Source organism: Reyranella sp. CPCC 100927 (assembly GCF_007859315.1).
Taxonomy (GTDB): Bacteria; Pseudomonadota; Alphaproteobacteria; order Reyranellales; family Reyranellaceae; genus Vineibacter.
On sequence record NZ_VOHA01000031.1, the window covers coordinates 16,945 to 34,925 of the forward strand.

General features: G+C 66.2%; 18 protein-coding genes. 8 read left to right on the plus strand and 10 right to left on the minus strand.

The window, feature by feature from the left end; genetic code table 11:
* The first annotated feature begins 38 nt into the window (after positions 1-38).
* Together FQU96_RS38365 and FQU96_RS38370 are read left to right on the plus strand one after the other, a co-directional pair.
* Positions 39-500 (plus strand): glycine/sarcosine/betaine reductase selenoprotein B family protein, encoded by a 462-nt coding sequence (locus tag FQU96_RS38365; RefSeq protein ID WP_146546707.1) that lies wholly within the window; start codon positions 39-41, stop codon positions 498-500.
* Between the two features lie 18 nt (positions 501-518).
* A complete protein-coding gene (locus FQU96_RS38370; protein ID WP_146546708.1) occupies positions 519-1,256 on the plus strand; it encodes a hypothetical protein in 738 nt (245 codons plus the stop codon).
* A gap of 38 nt (positions 1,257-1,294) precedes the next feature.
* On the opposite strand, the gene FQU96_RS38375 is transcribed toward FQU96_RS38370, so the two are convergent.
* The 5 genes from FQU96_RS38375 to FQU96_RS38395 all read right to left on the minus strand — a co-directional run bounded on the left by FQU96_RS38375 (position 1,295) and on the right by FQU96_RS38395 (position 7,875).
* Positions 1,295-1,924: a DUF1013 domain-containing protein gene (locus FQU96_RS38375; RefSeq protein ID WP_146546709.1), complete on the minus strand. Its 630-nt coding sequence runs from the start codon at positions 1,922-1,924 to the stop codon at positions 1,295-1,297.
* 152 nt (positions 1,925-2,076) lie between these two features.
* Positions 2,077-3,675: a GMC family oxidoreductase gene (locus FQU96_RS38380; RefSeq protein ID WP_146546710.1), complete on the minus strand. Its 1,599-nt coding sequence runs from the start codon at positions 3,673-3,675 to the stop codon at positions 2,077-2,079.
* Positions 3,676-3,799: 124 nt separating this feature from the next.
* The gene (locus FQU96_RS38385) at positions 3,800-6,103 is read right to left on the minus strand and encodes a xanthine dehydrogenase family protein molybdopterin-binding subunit (RefSeq protein ID WP_146546711.1); all 2,304 of its coding nucleotides are present in this window, start codon (positions 6,101-6,103) and stop codon (positions 3,800-3,802) included.
* Positions 6,104-6,190: 87 nt separating this feature from the next.
* A complete protein-coding gene (locus FQU96_RS38390) occupies positions 6,191-6,718 on the minus strand; it encodes a hypothetical protein (protein WP_146546712.1) in 528 nt (175 codons plus the stop codon).
* 113 nt (positions 6,719-6,831) lie between these two features.
* On the minus strand, positions 6,832-7,875 hold the full coding sequence (locus tag FQU96_RS38395; RefSeq protein WP_146546713.1) for a low specificity L-threonine aldolase: 1,044 nt from the start codon (positions 7,873-7,875) through the stop codon (positions 6,832-6,834).
* A 98-nt stretch (positions 7,876-7,973) separates the two neighbouring features.
* On the opposite strand from FQU96_RS38395, the gene FQU96_RS38400 reads away from it, so the two are divergent.
* The 4 genes from FQU96_RS38400 (at position 7,974) to FQU96_RS38410 (ending at position 10,632) form a co-directional block, all read left to right on the plus strand.
* Entirely contained in the window at positions 7,974-8,810 is an 837-nt protein-coding gene (locus FQU96_RS38400) for an enoyl-CoA hydratase/isomerase family protein (RefSeq protein ID WP_146546714.1), read from the plus strand.
* Positions 8,811-8,878: 68 nt separating this feature from the next.
* Positions 8,879-9,994 (plus strand): leucine-rich repeat domain-containing protein, encoded by a 1,116-nt coding sequence (locus tag FQU96_RS38405; RefSeq protein WP_178131063.1) that lies wholly within the window; start codon positions 8,879-8,881, stop codon positions 9,992-9,994.
* A 160-nt stretch (positions 9,995-10,154) separates the two neighbouring features.
* Positions 10,155-10,280: a hypothetical protein gene (locus FQU96_RS42960; protein WP_255468822.1), complete on the plus strand. Its 126-nt coding sequence runs from the start codon at positions 10,155-10,157 to the stop codon at positions 10,278-10,280.
* Positions 10,273-10,632 carry a hypothetical protein gene (locus FQU96_RS38410; protein WP_146546716.1) on the plus strand — a complete coding sequence of 120 codons (360 nt, stop codon included), beginning with the start codon at positions 10,273-10,275 and terminating at the stop codon, positions 10,630-10,632. Before FQU96_RS42960 ends, FQU96_RS38410 begins: the two co-directional genes overlap by 8 nt.
* 10 nt (positions 10,633-10,642) lie before the next feature.
* Here FQU96_RS38410 and FQU96_RS38415 read toward each other — a convergent pair whose 3' ends face one another.
* Together FQU96_RS38415 and FQU96_RS38420 are read right to left on the minus strand one after the other, a co-directional pair.
* Positions 10,643-11,002 (minus strand): rhodanese-like domain-containing protein, encoded by a 360-nt coding sequence (locus tag FQU96_RS38415; RefSeq protein ID WP_146546717.1) that lies wholly within the window; start codon positions 11,000-11,002, stop codon positions 10,643-10,645.
* 18 nt (positions 11,003-11,020) lie between these two features.
* On the minus strand, positions 11,021-11,398 hold the full coding sequence (locus tag FQU96_RS38420; protein WP_255468823.1) for an EthD domain-containing protein: 378 nt from the start codon (positions 11,396-11,398) through the stop codon (positions 11,021-11,023).
* A 119-nt stretch (positions 11,399-11,517) separates the two neighbouring features.
* Between FQU96_RS38420 and FQU96_RS38425 the strand changes: the two genes are divergently transcribed.
* Both FQU96_RS38425 and rpsD read left to right on the plus strand, forming a co-directional pair.
* Complete coding sequence (locus FQU96_RS38425) at positions 11,518-12,501, plus strand: tripartite tricarboxylate transporter substrate binding protein (protein WP_146546718.1); 984 nt, start codon at positions 11,518-11,520, stop codon at positions 12,499-12,501.
* 208 nt (positions 12,502-12,709) lie between these two features.
* Positions 12,710-13,324 (plus strand): 30S ribosomal protein S4, encoded by a 615-nt coding sequence (gene rpsD, locus FQU96_RS38430; RefSeq protein WP_146546719.1) that lies wholly within the window; start codon positions 12,710-12,712, stop codon positions 13,322-13,324.
* Between the two features lie 82 nt (positions 13,325-13,406).
* Here rpsD and FQU96_RS38435 read toward each other — a convergent pair whose 3' ends face one another.
* The 3 genes from FQU96_RS38435 to FQU96_RS38445 form a co-directional block, all read right to left on the minus strand.
* Positions 13,407-14,333: a protein-L-isoaspartate O-methyltransferase gene (locus FQU96_RS38435; RefSeq protein ID WP_146546720.1), complete on the minus strand. Its 927-nt coding sequence runs from the start codon at positions 14,331-14,333 to the stop codon at positions 13,407-13,409.
* Positions 14,334-14,355: 22 nt separating this feature from the next.
* On the minus strand, positions 14,356-15,186 hold the full coding sequence (locus FQU96_RS38440) for a protein-L-isoaspartate O-methyltransferase (protein WP_218575041.1): 831 nt from the start codon (positions 15,184-15,186) through the stop codon (positions 14,356-14,358).
* 218 nt (positions 15,187-15,404) lie between these two features.
* Positions 15,405-17,858, minus strand: a complete 2,454-nt coding sequence (locus tag FQU96_RS38445; protein ID WP_146546722.1) for a hypothetical protein — start codon at positions 17,856-17,858, stop codon at positions 15,405-15,407.
* Positions 17,859-17,981 lie beyond the last annotated feature (123 nt).

Genomic DNA, 17,981 nt, shown 5'->3' on the forward strand with positions numbered 1-17,981 from the left:
CTATGCTCTAGCGGTTTTGGCCACCGGAGTACAGCCACATGGCTTGCCTAGAAGACCTGCCGCCCCCCACCCGCCAGCGCCTGACGGATCTCGATTGTCCGAAATATGACACAAGTCCGTTCGTGACCGGCGGGCCATTGGCCCGGCGTCGCGTGGCGGTCGTGACCTCGGCCGCGATCCATGCGCGGGGTGAGCGCCCGATGTTGCCGAGTGAGAACGTATTCCGGGAGTTGCCGACGCCGCTGGGCCGCGGCGACGTCGTCATGACGCATATTTCCGTGAACTATGATCGCACCGGTTTTCAGCGCGATATCAACGTCGTCTATCCCGTCGATCGGCTGCGCGAACTGGCCGCCGGCGGGGTCATCGGGTCGGTTGCCGACCGGCACTATGCGGTGATGGGCTCCAACGATCCCCAGGCCTGGGGCGATCTGGCCGACCGCATGGTGGCCCGGCTGCGCGACGACCATGTCGATGCCGTGGTGCTCAGTCCCGTCTGACCCTTCTGCACGCGCGCCGTGAGCGCGCTGGGACATCTGATCGAACAGCGCGGGATCGCCACGACGGCGATCGGCCTGATTCGCCTGCACATGGAAAAGATCCGCGGGCCGCGGGGCCTGTGGGTACCGTTCGAGCTGGGGCGGCCGCTGGGCGAGCCTGAAAACGCCGATTTCCAGCGCCGCGTGCTGCTGACGGCGCTGCGGCTGCTGGAGCGCGATGATGGACCGGTGATCCTGGAGGATTACGCCGAGGCGGCGCCGGGCCGGTTGCCAGAGACGGGCTGGACACCCGCCGTCACGCTGCCCGACGTGCCGGTGCCGGCAGACGATGCGTCGGCCGCGGAATGGAGGCATGTGCTGCAGGTCGAGCTCGCCGCGGTGCTGCTGGCGTGGGACCGTGTGCACGACGTGCGCGGTTACACGACCGTCGGCGGCGGACGACTGCCGTTGGATGCATGGGCGAGTCTGGTGTGCAGTTTTCTGGCTGACGGACCGACAGGCCCCAGTCCGGTGCCCGATCTGCGCGCGATCCAGGCGGCCCGCTATGTCATCGACGATCTGAAGGCGCTGTACACCGAGGCTGCTGTGGCGCCGGGCACGAACCCCAGCAGCCAGCAGGTCCTGGACTGGTTCTGGGATCACACCGTGGCGGCCCAGCTGATCCGCACGGTCCGCAAGGCCTGCCTGGCCAGTCCCGACAAGGTGCTGACCATCGTCGGCAGCAACCAGCTCGTGCCCGCGGCACGGGTGGGGTGACATGAACCGGAAGCGCGCGATACCCCGCGCGCTTCCCTTCACTCCTCGACGGTGGGCTGCTCGGCCTCGCTGGGATCGACCTCGCCGGCGGCCTGATCCGCCGCCGCCAGGGCCTCGGCCTTCTTCTTGCTCGACTCCTCGCGTGCCGCCTTGCGGCGCGCCTTGTCCAGCGCCGTGTTGAGATCCCGCAGCGTGCACAGGCCCAGCGTGATGGGGTCACGCGGCTTGATGTTGGGCGTGTTCCAATGGGTGCGATCGCGCACCGCCTGGATCGTGCTCTTGGTCGAGCCGACCAGCTTGGCGATCTGGGCGTCCTGCAATTCGGGATGGCTCTTCAGCAGCCAGGCGATCGCGTCGGGCCTGTCCTGGCGCTTGGCCACCGGCGTGTACCGCGGGCCGCCGGCGCGCAACGCCGGCTGCGGCCGGTCGTGCGTCAGGAGCCGCAGTTGCGCCGTGGAGTCGGCCTCACAACGGGCAATCTCTTCCTTGGTCAACTCGCCGTTGACGAGCGGGTCGCGGCCAACCATGCCGGCGGCAACTTCGCCGTCGGCGATCGCCTGGATTTCCAGCAGATGGAGGCCGCAAAACGTGGCGATCTGCTCGAAGCTCAGGGTTGTATTTTCGACCAGCCAGACGGCGGTGGCCTTCGGCATCAGCGGCGTGGCCATGACTATTCTCCTGCGGTTCCGACCCGGAAGCCGCTTGCACCCGCCGCGCGGCTACCGTCCGAATAATGAATGAGTTGTCATCGTTATATAGGGGGCTTTGTGGTTGGGTCAAAGACTATCGAGCGCCGCCTCAGATTATCCAGTCTCATAAGTTATTGTAATAGTTCGGTTTTTAAGTTTTCTGCCATTTTTTCCCCAATCATTACGGTGGTCAGGTGGGTGTTGGCACGGCAGTCGGCCGGCATGACGGAAGCGTCGATCACGCGCAGACCCTGCAATCCGCGCACGCGGCAGCGGACGTCGACAACGCCCTCATCGCTATCGTCGCCGGTCATCCGGCAGGTCCCCGCCGCGTGCTGGGCATCGGTGGCCTCAGCCAGCAGTAATGCGTCCAGGGCAGCGTCATCGAGGGCGGATGCCTGGTCGGTTGGGGTGCCTGTCATGCCCATGGTGACGGCCTCCGCGATGCCGGCGACAGCCGGCTGCGCCAGGATGCGAAACAGACGCCGCGCGCCGTCGCGCATGCGCACCAGGTCGCGGGTGTCGGACAGCATGTTTTCTTCGACGAAGGGATCGACCCTGGGATCGGCCGACCGCAGGACCACCGCGCCGCGCGAGAGGGCCTCGAAAATGGAGACCGATACGCTGCCGGGCGACGGACGGGAGAGGTCATCGTCGGCAAAGCCGCGATGGTTCATCGCCAGGAAGATCATGTCGTTGAAGCCGCCGCCGGCCAGGCCCGAACTGTAGGTGACGCACACATTGGTGTGCCGCGCATCGACGTGGGTCGGGCGATGCTGGGGCTTCAGCCGTACCTCGGCGCGCACGACGGGGTGGTCGAAGAAGTGCCGGCCGACGGCGGGCAGGTGGTGGCGGACGGCGATGCCGTGCTCCTTCAAAGTCGCCGAATCACCGATGCCGGAGCGCATCAGCAGCGCCGGCGAATGGACGGCGCCGGCACTGACGATGATCTCGCGGCCGCGATAGGTCGTGCGCCGCGTCCCGTGCAGGACCTCGACGCCCGTCGCGCGGTTATCGTCGTCGACGATGATGCGGTCGGCCAGCGCATCACCGACGATCGCCAGATTGTTGCGGCCGCGCGCCGGCTCCAGATAGGCGTCGTTGGTCGACACGCGCCGGCCATCGCGGCAGGTGATGGGATAGTGTGCCACGCCACTGCTGCCTGGCGCGTTGAGATCGTTGCTCCAGGGATAGCCCTCGGCCAGGGCTGCGGTGGCGACGGCGCGATCCACGGCGCCCCATTGCGAGCGTGGCGCACGCCACACCGGCAACGGTCCATCGGCGCCGTGGTAGGGCGCGCCGCTGAAGTTCTCGTCGGCCTCCTGCCGGCGGAAGAACGGCAGGACGTCCTCGGCCGACCAGCCACGGCAGCCCAGCGCTGCCCAGTGGTCGAACGCGGCCATCACGCCGCGAATGGCGATCAGGGCATAGACCGACGACGAGCCGCCCATACCGCGGCCGCGCCAGTAGAGGCGTGGCTGCTGCACATGGGTGCGGCGTGCCATCAGGTCCGGCCATTGGTAAAGGGCCTGCAGGCGTGGCGGCATGATGATGCGCAGCGGGTTGATGCTGGCCATCTCGGGCGGCGTCTCGGCCGACCGGAAGTCTCGGCCGGCCTCCAGCAGCAGCACGCGCCTGCGGCCGTCCTCACTCAACCGTGCCGCCACAGTGGCGCCGGCCGAACCGGCGCCGACGATGATCACGTCGAAGGTGGTGTCAGGTTCAATCATTGCCCACGACCGTTGTTACGCAAATCACGGCCCCTGGGAGCGCGGGCGTCTCGCCCGCATCAAGGCGAAAGCGCTGCTTTCGCCTGACGTGAGCGGGCCGGAGGCCCGCGCTCCCAGGGATCACTTACTTTCCCTGCGTGATGGCATTCCAGATGCGCAGGGGCGTTGCCGGCGTCTCGATGTGGTGCACGCCATACGGCTGCAGCGCATCGACGATCGCATTGGCGACGGCGGCGGGTGCGCCGTTGGTCGGCAGCTCGCCCACACCCTTGATGCCCAGCGCATTGTTGGTCGAGGGCGTATTGAACGTCGCGACCTGCAGATCAGGCAGATCGTCGGCCCGCGGCATGCCGTAATCCATCCAGGATCCCGCCAGCAGCTGGCCGCTGTCGCGATCGTAGACGGCGTCCTCGAGCAGCGCCTGGCCGACGCCCGGCGCGATGCCGCCATGGATCTGGCCCGCCAGCAACATTGGATTGACGGTGGTGCCGACATCGGCCACGGCGATGAAGCGATCGATCCGCGCGGCGCCGGTCTCGGGATCGACCTCGACCTCACAGGCCATCACGCCGGTGGACCAGCTCTCGATCTTGTCGACGAAGTCGCCGGTGGCGTCGAGCGGACGACCGCTGGCCTCGGCGCGCGCCGCCACCTCGAACAGGCCGAGACGGCGATCGGTACCGACCACCTCGAACGTGCCGTCGCGATAAGCGATGTCGGCCGGCGCGGTCTCGAGGAACTCAGCGGCCAGATCGCGGCCTTTGAGGATCACGACGTCAGCGGCGCGCTTGAGCGTCGTGCCGCTGATGATGGTCGACGACGAGCCGCCGGTGCCGCCGCCGCGCGCGATATGGGCAGTGTCTCCCTGCGCCAGGGTGACACGGTCGTAAGGCACGCCGAGCGCGGCACCGACAATCTGGGCGAAGACGGTTTCATGCCCCTGGCCCTGTGACTGGGTGCCGGCCGTTGCCGCGATGCTGCCATCGCCGCGGACGCGGACCGAAGCGATTTCGTCGGCCACGCCGCCGCTGCCGTGCAAGTGGCAGGCGATCCCCAGGCCGCGCCGTCGGCCTGTCGTTTCGCTGACCGCACGGCGTGCCGCGAATCCGCCGGCGTCGGCCAGCGTCAGTGCCTCGTCGAGCAGGCGTTTGTAGTCACCGCTCTCGTAGGTGTAGCCCAGCGGCGTGGTGTAGGGGAACGACTCGACCAGGTTGCGGCGGCGGATCTCGATGGGGCCCAGACCGGTCTCGTTGCCAGCGACGTCGATCAGGCGCTCGAGCAGTGCCAGGGTCTCGGGTTTACCGGCACCGCGGAAGGCGTCGACCGGCACCGTGTTGGTGAACGCACAGCGCATATCGATCTGCATCGCCCCGATGCGGTATAGGCCCGACGCCACCTTGGCCATCCCGGTCGTGGGGATGGTCGGGGCGAACATCGAGACGTAGGCGCCGAAATTGGCGACGGCATCAACCCGCAGCGCCAGGAAGCGGCCGCTCTCGTCCAACGCCAGTTCCATCGTCGCGACCAGGTCGCGGGCATGATTGTCGGTCAGGAAGCTCTCGGCGCGCTCGCAGGTCCAGCGCAACGGGCGGTCGAGCCGGCGCGCGGCCCACGGCATCAGAGCGGTCTCAGGATAGAGCGTGAATTTAGGTCCGAAGCCGCCGCCGACGTCGGGCGTCACCAGCCGTAGCTTGTCGCGTGGCCGCTTCAGCACGCGATCGCACAGCAGCTTGTGTGGGATGTGGGCGCCCTGCGATGCGAACGTCATGGTCGTCACGTCAGACGTCGAGTCGTGCGTCGCCACCACGGCGCGCGGTTCGAGGTAGTTCGCCAGGATGCGGTTGAAGCGCTGCGATACGCTGACAACACGCGCGGCGCGCGCGAATGCCGCATCGACCGCGGCCTTGTCGCCCTTGCGCCAGGTGCACATCAGGTTGCCGGGCACATCGTCGTGCACCAGCGGTGCCTCGGGCTTCAAGGCATCGTCGCCGGCGACGACGGCCGGCAACATCTCGTAGTCGACCTCGATCAATTCGGCGGCATCGCGCGCCTGTTCCAGCGACTGCGCGACCACCATGGCGACGATCTCGCCGGCATAGCGCACACGGTCGACGGCGATGGACGGTCGTTGCGGCTCATGATGCCGCGCGCCGTCGATGCCCTTGATCTCGCTGATGGCCGGCAGATGGCCGACCTCGCCGGCGGCATCGGCGCCGGTGAGCACCGCAACAACACCGGCCGCGGCGCGAGCCGCCTCGGTGTCGACCCGCGTCAGATGCGCATGCGCGTAGGGCGAGCGCAGGAAATACACGTGCAGGGCATCACGCCCGACGAGGTTCTCGGTGAAGCGACCACGGCCGGTCAGCAGGCGCGCGTCTTCCAGTCGTTTCGCCGGAACGCCGAGTCCGGCGAGAGGTGTATCGGGCATGGTGAGCCTTTACGGAGGCAGGTTTCGACTACCGTGCCAGCCGCAGGCGAGATTTGTCTAGCCGTAGGTGAGGGGGCGGTACCCTACTTAGTACCCACGGGCGTAACGCAACCCTGCATCGATGATCGCCTTTGAGCCGGTCAGCGATAGCACGAGATCATACTGGTTGACGCGGATGTAGGCTTTCTGACCCCAATAAAGATTCTGCAGGAAGCGATTGTTGATGTCCCGCATTTGTATCGTCGTATCGTTCGTGCCGACGGCAGTTCCGGAGAAGACTTGGCCATCGATGTTGATTTGCATGTCGTACGTCGACCCCGGCACCACACGCCAGACCAGGCTAGTCATGCCGAAATCGATGGTATCGCGGTTCACGATGATGGCAGCGTTGAATCCGCCACCATCATCTTCGATGAACACCAGCTTGCCGTCGATCATCCAGGCGCTCCAGTGGTGCGCCTTGGCGATGAGAATATCCCCCGCTTTTACCGGCGTGGCCGGGTGCGCGGGTGTGTTTCGTTCCAGGGCGCGGTCCGATGATTCACCCCAGCCCGGACCGCTCATCGCTGCCAGAAAAGCGGCGGCAATGACCAAAATGGATACCGTGCGCCGCATTGTCGTGCCCCTCGTTGTCGACGGTCCCCACCGTTTCCGACAACGTTACCCGGTGGCACGGCGCGGCGCGTCACCCGAACGGGTGATGCGCCGCGAATTCTGGCGCGATGATCCTAGGTTGCCAGTGCGCGCCGGAAGGCGCCCAGGGCGACGTCGACGTCCTCGCGGCTGACATCGAGATGCGTGACCACGCGGATCATGCTCTGTGAAAAGGCACCGATACCGACATTTTCGGCCTTCATCGCCTGCATCAGCTTCGGCGCCGTCCAGCCGGGCTTGGTGACGTCGAAATAGATGATGTTGGTCTCGATGCCGGCGGGATCGAGACGGATGCCCTCGATGTCGGCCAATCCCGCGGCGAGGCGCTTGGCGTTGCCGTGGTCCTCAGCCAGTCGGTCCCAGTGGTTGTCCAGCGCATAGAGGGCGCCAGCGGCGATGATGCCGGACTGGCGCATCGAACCGCCGAGCTGCTGTTTTACGCGCCACGCTTCATGGATGAAATCCTTGGGGCCGGCGAGGATGGCGCCGACCGGCGCGCCCAGGCCCTTCGTGAAGTCCAGCCACAGCGTATCGCAAGGGGCGGCAAATTTGGCGGCCGCCACGCCGGAGGCCACGCAGGCGTTGGGCAGGCGGGCGCCGTCCATGTGTACCTTCAGGCCATGCCGGTGCGCGGCGGCACCGACATCCTGCAGCGCCGACAGCGCCCACACGGCACCGCCGCCGCGGTTGGACGTCTGCTCGACTTCGACCAGGCGCGAGCGCGGCGCATAACGGTTGTTGGGATCCTTCACGGCGGCATCGACCATGGCGGCGGTGAAAGTGCCGCGTGGGCCGTCGAGTGGATGGAACATGACGCCCGCGTTGGCGCCAGGGCCACCGCCCTCTGAGGTGATGATGTGCGCCTGACGGTCGCAGATGATCTCCTCGCCCGGCCGGCAATGCACGCGGATCGCGATCTGGTTGCACATCGTGCCGGACGGCAGGAAGACGGCATCCTCTTTGCCCAGCAAGGTGCAGACCTTCTCGCGCAGCCGGTTGACCGAGGGGTCTTCGAATTTCTGCTCGTCGCCCACCTCAGCCTCGGCCATGGCCTTGCGCATACCCGGCGTCGGTTTGCTCTTGGTGTCGCTGTAGAGGTCGATGAAGCGGTTCTGCATGATGGACCGAGCCTCGAGAGGGAATGGCGGCGCCATTGAATATCGCCGGCGGCGGGCGAACAATAGACGGAACCGGCATGCTTCCATAGGAGTTCCGCATGGCCCCCCACGATGCACGCAATACGACTGTAACCGCGGCCGCGGACGAGGTGCTGTATGCCGCCGACGGTCCGGTCGCGACGATCACGCTGAACGCACCTCAGCGCATGAACACGATTTCGCGATCGATGCTGGATGCCTTATCGGCGGCCCTGGTGCGCGCCGGCGACGATGCGGCGATCCGGGTCATTATCCTCACGGGTGCCGGCGACAAGGCCTTCTGCGCCGGCCTCAACCTGGAGGCGCAGAAGAGCGGCACGGACAGCATCGGTCTGGGCCAGGGCTTCATGCGCACCACCATCGACCTGCGCAACACGCCACCGACGGTGCTGCACAACATCGACAAGCCGGTGATCTGCGCGCTGAACGGGGCGGCTGCCGGGTATGGCCTGGATATCGCCCTGGGGGCCGATATCCGCATCATGGCGCGGTCGGCCAAGCTGGCGGCAAGCTATGCCAAGCGCGGCGTGTTGCCGGAGTCGGGTGGCACCTGGTATCTGCCGCGCCTGCTGGGCTGGTCGAAGGCGGCGGAGCTGATTTTCACCGGCCGTACGTTGTCGGCAGAGGAGAGCTTGGCGTTGGGGCTGGTATCGCGCGTGGTCGACGACGGCACGACGCTGGCAGCGGCGCGACAAATGGCGGCCGAGATCGCCGCCAACGCGCCGCTCGCGATCCAGGCCGCCAAGCGCATGATGCGCATGGCCTGGAACGAGCCGTTCACCGAACATGTGCACCATGTATTCCTGCAACTGCTGCCGTTGTTCGGCACTGAGGATATGAAGGAAGGCGTTGCCGCTTTCATGGAAAAGCGGGCGCCGCAGTTCAAGGGTCGATAATGTCCGAGTTGGTTGAACGTTTGGTGTCGCGTGGTGTTCGGGCTTCCGCCCTTGTCCTGACTGCACTCATGCTGCTCGCCACGCCGGCGTGGAGCCGGCCGCCCGCGGCCGAGAGCGCACAAACCCACGGCAGTCAGCTTGACGCCCTGGTCAAGCGGTTGAATGACCTTGGGATCAAGAACGGCAACCAGCCATTCACACTCGACAATGCTACCCGCGCCACGACGCTCAATATCGATGCGCGCGCCTGGCAGCATCTCACCGACGAGGACCTGGCGGCGTTTCTCCTGTTGCCGCGGTTGGCCAATGTCGACATCGGTCGCGGCAAGATCACCGCGGCGGGGATCGCACAGCTGGCCCGCCTGCCGGAGCTTACCAGCCTGGGGCTCTATGGCCTGGCGATCGACGACAAACTGCTGGAGGCGCTGGCGACGTCACCGAAGCTGGCGGTGTTGAACCTGGGCAGCACGCGCGGCTGGACCGACTCCGGCATGGCGCATATCGCCAGGATCCGGAACCTGCGGTCATTGACCCTGGATCGCGCCGAGATCACCGACGCGGGCCTGGCGGCGTTGGCCTCGTCCAAGACGCTCGAAACTCTGTCGCTGCAGCAGATGCCCAATGTGACGGACGAGGGGCTCAAGCATGTGGCGGCGCTATCCAACCTGCGCACGCTTGGCCTCAACTTCACGCGGATCAACACCGGCCTGTCGTATCTGGCGGAGTCGCGTACCCTGCAGCAGCTCAGCCTCATGAACACCGCCGTCGATGATCGCGGCGCCATGCACCTGGCTGGTCTTTCCTCGCTGCGGCGGCTCTTCATTTGGGGCACGGCGATCACTGACGACTCGATGAAGGCGATCGGCGGATTGGAAAACCTCGAGACGCTCTATCTCAACCGCACCAAGGTCACCGACAGGGGGCTTGAGGCGCTGAGCAACCTGAAGCACCTCAAGATCCTGTGGGTGAGCGAGACGGCCGTAGGTGACGCCGGCATGGCGGCGCTGGTCGATCTGCCGCTGAGCCGCATCACCATCGACGAGACCCAGGTCGGCGACGCCGGACTGGCGGCGCTGAGCCGCATTCCGACACTGGTTGCCATCAGCGTGCGCAAGGCGCGGATCACCGAGGCCGGTGTCGATGCCGCCCGCAAGGCCTCACCGAAATTGCGTATCACGCGTTAGCACAACGCCACGAAATTTCACGCGCGGAGCATGTTCTGCGCGTCGGGTGCGCCACGCACGGATTCTCATCAACAGGCGGAACGCACGGCTGGCGTAATCGTTTCATGGTTCGCCAACGGCCACGCACGCGCTCGCGGAGTGTCCGGCCGAGGAGGGCACCATGCCGCTCGCACCCCTCATCCTTATCTATCTCGCCCCGTTCATGTGGCTGACGATCGTCGGCGCTGCCTGCCACTTGCCGAGCCCGGCTCAGACATACAACGATCACGGAGCGCCCGATGACTGACACGGCGCCCATTCAGGTCTCGCGTCCAGCGGGTCTGCGCGTAATTCTGATCGTCGTTGGCATGTCGGCGACTGGCGCCGCGGGCACGGTGCTGGCCCACGATGATCACGACTGGATGCGGGTCGACAATTTCCGCAATCCCATCACGGGAGAGCATTGCTGCGGCGAACATGACTGCGCCGTCGTGCCCGCCTCGGATATCGAGGTCGAGCCGGGCGGCTGGCGGATCCTCAGCACGGGTGAACGCATTCCGGATCGTGAGACCCTGCGCAGCAAGGACGGCCGCTTCTGGCGCTGCCATCAGCCCAACGGTTCCCGGCGCTGTTTCTTCGCGCCGCCGGGGACGAGCTAATTCGGCTGGGTCAGTTGCGTGCCACCGGCAGGCCAAGTGCGTTCCAGCTTTCCATGCCGCCGCGCAGGACGGCGATGCGCGGAAAGCCCGCCGCCATCAAGTTGTCGGCGGCGCGTGCCGAGCGCTTGTCGGTGCGGCACACCAGCACGATCTCCCGTTCGCGCCACCGTGTCAGGTCGGCGCTGCCATCGACGATGGCGTCGACCGGCACGTTCACGGCGCCATCGATGTGACCCAGGGGTCCGTCGAATTCATCCGCGCCGCGCACATCGATCAACACGGGCATTGCTGCGCGCGCGGTAAGATCGGGACACTCGAGCCAGCGCAGAGGGCGCTCCAGGCCCAGTAGCTGTTTGAGCTTCGACAGCATGAAAGAACTCCGTGGCGTTCACGCGCCAACGATCTGATGTTCATGATTGAGCCACAACGGCGAGCGTGGCAGGTCGATGAAGGTCTGCTCGTCGGCCAGCAGGGCCTTGCCGGCGGCCCGTGCCGCGGGCGCGCTCATTGCGCGCTCGAAGGTCGCGAGGTCCGGCCACCACAACTCGGCGATGCCGTCAAACGGCTCCGGTGCCTGGCGTGACTGCCGCAGGCCGTCATTGAACGGCGTTGCGATCGCGTGTGTCTGCACATAGCGACTGATGCCCAACGCCGCGGCGTGGCTGCGCACCAGCGGGCCATGACTGTTGCGCCAGTAGTCGTGGAACTGGGCCTGGGTCAGATGCGGCAGGCGGCGCAGGCAAAAGGTGAGCTTGATCATCGGCATGGGCAGACGATGCCATTCGCCGGGCCGGCGTCATAGTGCGAAAGCGCGCGTGGGCCGGCATTGACTCTTGGCCACGGCGGCTCGACGGTGCGGCAGAAACAAACGTTGGGGAGGTAACGATGACGGCAAGTCTGCGGCGGCGGGCTGCGTTGGGCGTGCTGGGCGGTGCCATGGCAGCGCCCATGGTGGTGCGGGCCCAGGAGCAGTGGCCGAGCCGGCCGGTGCGCTACATCAATCCCTTTCCGGCCGGCGGCGCCACCGACACGCTGTCGCGACTCTATTGCCAGAAGATGAGCGAGGTCACCGGCCAACAGTTCGTCGTCGAGAATCGCGGTGGTTCCGGCGGTGATGTCGGCGTCGACGTTGTCGCCAAGGCGGCGCCCGACGGCTATACGATCGGCCTGGGCGGCATTGCCTCGCACGCGATCTCGCCAACCCTCAAGAAGGGCCAGCTCACCTTCGATCCGGAGAAGGACTTCACGTTCGTCACCAATCTGTGGTGGCTGCCCAACATGCTGGTGGCCAACATGGATCTGCCAGCCAAGACGGTGCCGGAGCTGATCGCGCTGCTGAAGAAGAACCCCGGCAAGTATTCTTATGCGTCCGCCGGCAACGGCACGACGCTTCATCTGTCGGGTGAGTTGTTCAAGCAGCTGACCGGGGTCGACATGCTGCACGTTCCCTACCGCGGCGCGGCGCCGGCCATGGTCGACCTGCTGGCCGGCCAGGTGCACATGATCTTCGACAACATTCCCGGCGCTCTGGCGCAGTACCGGCCGGGCAAGGTACGCGGCTTCGCCGTGACCAGCGCCCAGCGCAGCCAGGCGGCGCCCGACATCCCGGCACTGGCCGAGTTCCTGCCGGGCTTCGACATCCGGTCGTGGACCTGCCTGGTGGGGCCGGCGAAGCTGCCGCCGGCGGTCGTCGAACGCATGTCCGCCTTCAGCAAGAAGGCGCTCGAGAGCCCGGACCTGGTAAAGGCCTACATCGAGCTGGGCGCCACGGCGTGGTGGTCGACGCAGCAGGATGTCACCGCCTACCGTGCGAGCGAGGAGGCTCGGCTGGCCGAGATCATCCGCAAGGCAGGCGCCAAGGTCGATTAGGGTCTTCCTTCCATTGAAAACCGGGGAAGGAATTTTCTAACCCTTTGATTTGCCATGAATATCGCCGTTTGACTCGGCCGTTGCGATCCTTATATTCCCGCCCTTCTTCCGGAGAACGTGGAACTGCGCCCTTGGGCGCCGCTCCCGCCCGGGCGCCATCGCCCGATCACGGCCTATCCGGACAAATGCGAGCGAAGGAAAACCGAGCGTGAGCAAGCGCGAGAATTCGAAGTACAAGATCAACCGCCGCCTGGGCGTGAACCTGTGGGGCCGGCCCAAGAGCCCCATCAACAAGCGCGAAACCCGCCCCGGCCAGCATGGCGCCAAGCGCACCAAGCCGACCGACTTCGGCAAGCAGCTGATGGCCAAGCAGCGCATCAAGGGCTACTACGGCAACGTCAGCGAGCGCCAGATGCGGCGTTACTATCAGGAAGCCATCCGTCGCAAGGGCGACACCGGCGAGAACCTGATCGGCCTGCTCGAGCGTCGCCTGGACGCCATCGTCTACCGCATGAAGTTCGCCGCCACCGTGTTCGCCGCGCGCCAGCTGGTCAGCCACCGGCACGTGAAGGTCAACGGCCGGCGCGTCAACATTCCCTCCTATCAGGTGCGCGACAACGACCTGATCGAGCTCAGCCCGTCGGCCAAGCAGCTCGCGGTGGTGCTGGAAGCCACGCAGCTCGCCGAGCGCGAAGTGCCGGGCTACATGGAAGTCGACCACAAGGACATGAAGGGCAAGTTCCTGCGCGCCCCGGCACTGGCCGACGTGCCATACCCGGTGCAGATGGAACCCTCGATGGTGGTCGAGTTCTACAGCCGCTGATGCAAAACCACCCCCGCATTCAGTGCGGGGGCGGTGATCGAATTCAGACGAAACCTCCCTGCGATGCAGGGAGGTTTTTTCGTTATTGGGTCGCGGCGGGTTTTTCGGCGGCGGGCTTGTCGGCTGCCGCGCCCTTTTCGCCGGCCGGCTTCTTGGCGTCGGCCAGCATCTTGCCAGTCATCGGCACGAAATAGACGCCCAGATCCTTGCGCGAGTGGACCTTGCCGTCCTCGTCCTTGGTGAAGACGTAGAGGAACTGCTCGCGCTTGAAGGGCTGTCCCATGGGGATGACCATGCGGCCGCCGGGTTTGAGCTGCGCCAGCAGTGGCGGCGGCACGAACTGGGCGGCACAGGTGACCATGATCAGGTCGAAGCCGTCCTTTTCTTCCGGCCAGCCGAAGAAGCCGTCGCCAATACGGGTCTCCACGTTGTCGTAGCCCAGCGGCTTGAAGATGCGCCCGACTTCCTTGCCCAGCGGCTCGACGATCTCGATCGAGTACGCCTTCTTCACGATGCGCGACAGCACTGAGATCTGGAAGCCCGAGCCGGTACCGACCTCCAGCGCCACGCTCTGGGCCGTCGGCTTGCAGAGCTGCGTCATGTAGGCCTGGCCGCGATAGTCCGACAGCGCCGAGCCGAAGCCGATGCGCCAGGGCTTGGACTTCTCCTCGTAGGCCACCGTGGCGAACGCCGAGCGGGCTGCGAAATCGTAGTGGTAGAACTCGCGCGGCACCTCGTTGAAGGCACGCAGCACGTTGGGATCGGCCTCGGTGAAATGCGCCTTGAGCACGCTCTCGATCGTGGCCAGTGCGCCTTTGCGACGGCCGCGCACGACGTCGAACTGTTCGCGGGTCAGTGTCGTGGGCCGATCGCACGCCTTCATCGCCGCCAGGTAGGAATCGTAACCCCAGCCGCCGGCCTGCGGCGTTGGCGTGGCGGCTGCCAGGCCGGGCAGCACACTGCCGCCGGCGGCGGCCAGCGAGGAGAGCATGAAGGAGCGTCGATGCATGGGTTCCCCTTGATTATCCGCTTTATGCCGACCGACCGCGCGCGATGCGGCCGGTCATCGGGATGAAGTAGACGCCGACGTCGCGGCGCGACTGGATGCGCCCGTCGGCGTCCTTGCTGAACACGTACAGCACCTGCTCACGCTTGAAGGGCTGGCCGACCGGGATGATCAGCCGGCCGCTGCCGGGCTTGAGCTGCTTCAGCAGGTCCGGCGGCACGTGCTGCGCCACGCACGTTACCATGATGATGTCGAAGCCGTCCTTCTCCTGCGGCCAGCCGAAATAGCCGTCGCCGACCCGGCTCTCGATGTTGTCGAAACCCAGCGGCTTGAAGATCCGGCCCACCGGCGTGCCCAGCGGCTCGATGATCTCGATCGAGCAGGCCTTGCGCACGATCCGCGACAGGATCGAGATCTGGTAGCCCGAGCCCGTGCCGATCTCCAGCGCCGTCTCGCCTGCCTTGGGCCGCGCCAGCTGAGTCATGTAGGCCTGCCCCAGGAAGTCCGACAGGGCCGAGCCGAAACCGATCGCCCACGGCCTGGGATACCAGTCATAGGCCTCGCGGGCGAACGAGCCGTGGCTGCTGTAATTGAAGTGATAGTACTCGCGCGGCACCTGGCTGAAGGCGCGCATCACATCGAGATCGGCGTTGCCGAATTTGCCCGCCAAGTACGTCTCGAGTTGCTGCAGGGCATGCGCACGCTTTTGCCGGACCGCTTCGAATGTCCGCTCGGTCAGGTCGGTACGCCGACCACTGGCCTGCATGGCGCGACCGTACTTATCGAACGTCCAGTCCTTGTCCTGATGGGCCGTGGCCGTGGCGGGCAGCAGCGACAGGCAGGCAACCCCCGTCATGACCGACCGCCGTGACAGGGCCAAGGGGACGCGACGAGCCCGATCCATCATGCACTGCGCCGTATTGCCGGCATTGTTGGAACCACCATGACAGGGCGCATCATAGCAGGAAGTGTCAAAAGCTTGAAGTCGATGGAAATGCGCAGGCCCCTGCCATCCGCAGCTGTCATCTCCGGCGTGATGGGAGGCCTAGGTACCGCCACCGGCAGTGCGGCCGGTCATGACGGGCGATGCCGCATGATCGGCATCGTCAGCAGCACCATGGCGTACAGCAGGATGCCGGCCAGCGGCAGGATCTTGAAGCCGATGGTCGCTGCCAGCAGGTTGGCCAGCGGCGTCGAGACGATGGAGCAGGCTCCGTTGACGGCCCAGGCCCAGGGCAGGAAAGCCAGCCGCGCACCCTGGAACTGGCTCAGGCCCAGTGCCATGGGCATGCCCAGCGCCACGGACAATGGTGCCGCCAACGCAATCACGATCAGGATCTGCACCGCCGCAGGCGCCGCCGCCGTATACGCCAGTACCGGGTCCAGGCTGACGAACAGCAGCTCCGTCCAGCCGATGATGATGGTCACGGCATAGCCCAGGCCCACCATGGGCCTGACGCGGAAACGCTCGGCCAGGTAACTGCCGGCGCCCGAACAGACCAGCATGGTGGCCAGCACCAGGCCAAAGGCCAGCACGCGGTCGTGCAGGTACTGCGCCGCCTTTTCGATCAGGTAGATCTCAAGGAACAGGAAGCCCAGGCCCAGGCCGGCGAAGTAGGCCATGGCGCGCAGGAACTGGCCGGTCGGCAACCGGCTGCCCGACGGGCGCACCAGCGGCAGCAGCAGCACGATCAGCGCGATGACGATGGCCTGGGCCAGTACCGCGATGTTGATCACGGTTGCCAGCTCTTCGCGTGGCACCAGCTCGATGCGGTCCAGGATCGTCTCGATCTGGCGCAGCGGCAGCACGGCGTTGAGGAACGGCCGGTCCAAGGTCGGCGGTACCAGGCGGAAGAAAGCGTGGTAGGGCGAGGTCGCGCCGGCCACCATCGCCGCCGCTTCCTGCATCATCGCGTCGCTCGCTCCGCCCGAGGGCGCGTCGACCGTATCGAATGACACCACCGGCAGCTCGTTGAAGATGCGCACGCCAGCCGGATCGATGCCCGGGTAGTAGATCGGATCGAACGAGCGTTCGTCGCAGAACTGGCGCATCGCCGCAATGGCGTCCGCCGACCACGGCGTGCGTGATATCAGGATGCGCACGTTCCACGCCGAGCGGTAGATCACCAGGTGGCGCTCGGGCTCGGCGATGCCGGCGGCGGCCAGCGCGTAGCGCGCCGTGCGCATCATCTTGACGGCATAGACGGTGAACTCGCGGATCGAGACCGGGATGGACAGCGCGCCGTGCGGCGTCAGGTGGGCGATGTAGCCGGCCAGCACCTCGACCGACAGGGCGGCGCGATTGGTGTCGGACTGGGTAAGGAAATCGCGCCCGATATCGATGACGTCGAATGGCCCGTCGGCGCCGACCGCATCGACTGCCGTCGGGCCGAGGTCGCGGATCCGAACGTCGGGCCGCGCCGGAAACGCCGGCGCCGGGCCAAGGCCTTCCAGCAGGGCGTCGCGCAGGGTGCGATCGGGCTCCAGCACGGTGACCAGCCCGGCGCCGGCGCCCAGCGCCTCGTGAATGCGAAAGCCGCCGGCGCTGCCCAGCAACAGCACGCTCTGCGGCGGACGCAGCCGGTAAGGCAGCGAATCGAGGGCGGCGGGAAAATAGCCGGTCTCCACTGTCGTCGACTTGGGCAGCGATGCCAGACGGTTGCCGTCGGCGTAGAGACCGAAGGCGCGTGGCAGGGTGGCGTCCTCGACCACGCCGGTATTGTTCGACATGTCGAGGTCGAGCCGCTCGGTGAAATTGTCCAGCAGCTGGTAGAAGCCCTTGGGTGACGTGCGCGTCGCCACCACGCGGCTGTCGGCCGTATTCATCGGCCCGAAGATTTCCTTGTACTCGTTGATGTGCGCCTGGTTGTAGAGGCACACCAGCGCCTCGGCCGCCAACAGCGCGATGAACGTCGCGGCACCGGTCCAAAGCCGTGTCCGGCCGCGGGCGGGCGCCAGCCAGCCGGCCAGCGCGAGCGGCACCAGCAGGCCGGCGATCAGGTAGAACGGGTGGACGACGAACATGAGGCCCAGCACGAAGGCCGCGCCCAGGCCGGCGCCGGCGAGATCGAAGGCGTAGACACGCCCGATCGCCGCGCTGTGGACCATGAAGTAGAGCGAGATGTAGAGGCCGACCAGGAAGAAGAACGGGAACAGCGCGGCGTAATACTGCGCGATGTTGGTGAGCTGGTCGGCCCACAGCTGCTTGTTCTGCAGTTCCAGTGGGTTGAACGGAACGATGGTGGTCCAGTGCCAGCCCAACGCCGCCGTCAGGATCAGCAGCGGCGGGATCGCCGGCAGCAGCAGGTCGGCATGCCGCAGGATCGGGCGCTGGAAGAGGGCAGCGACAATGCCGCTGGCCGCCAGCCCGACCATGGTCATCGAGATGACCCAATAGCCGTATTCCGACCAGCTGGCGATCGCGAAGAAGCGTGTCAGCGCGATCTCGAAGCCGATCGCGGCCATCGACACGAGAAACAGCGGCAACAGACGGGCGGGGCTCGCATGCGCGGCTACATCAGTCGACACCAGCGAAACCCATTCCCGTCAGCGTGAGGCTTCCGCCCCGGTCAGCACTCACTGTAGCAGAATCCCCTCGCTCCGCGAGAGCAGGAGAAGGGGCAAAACGATGCGGCCGCGCCGCCGGATCAT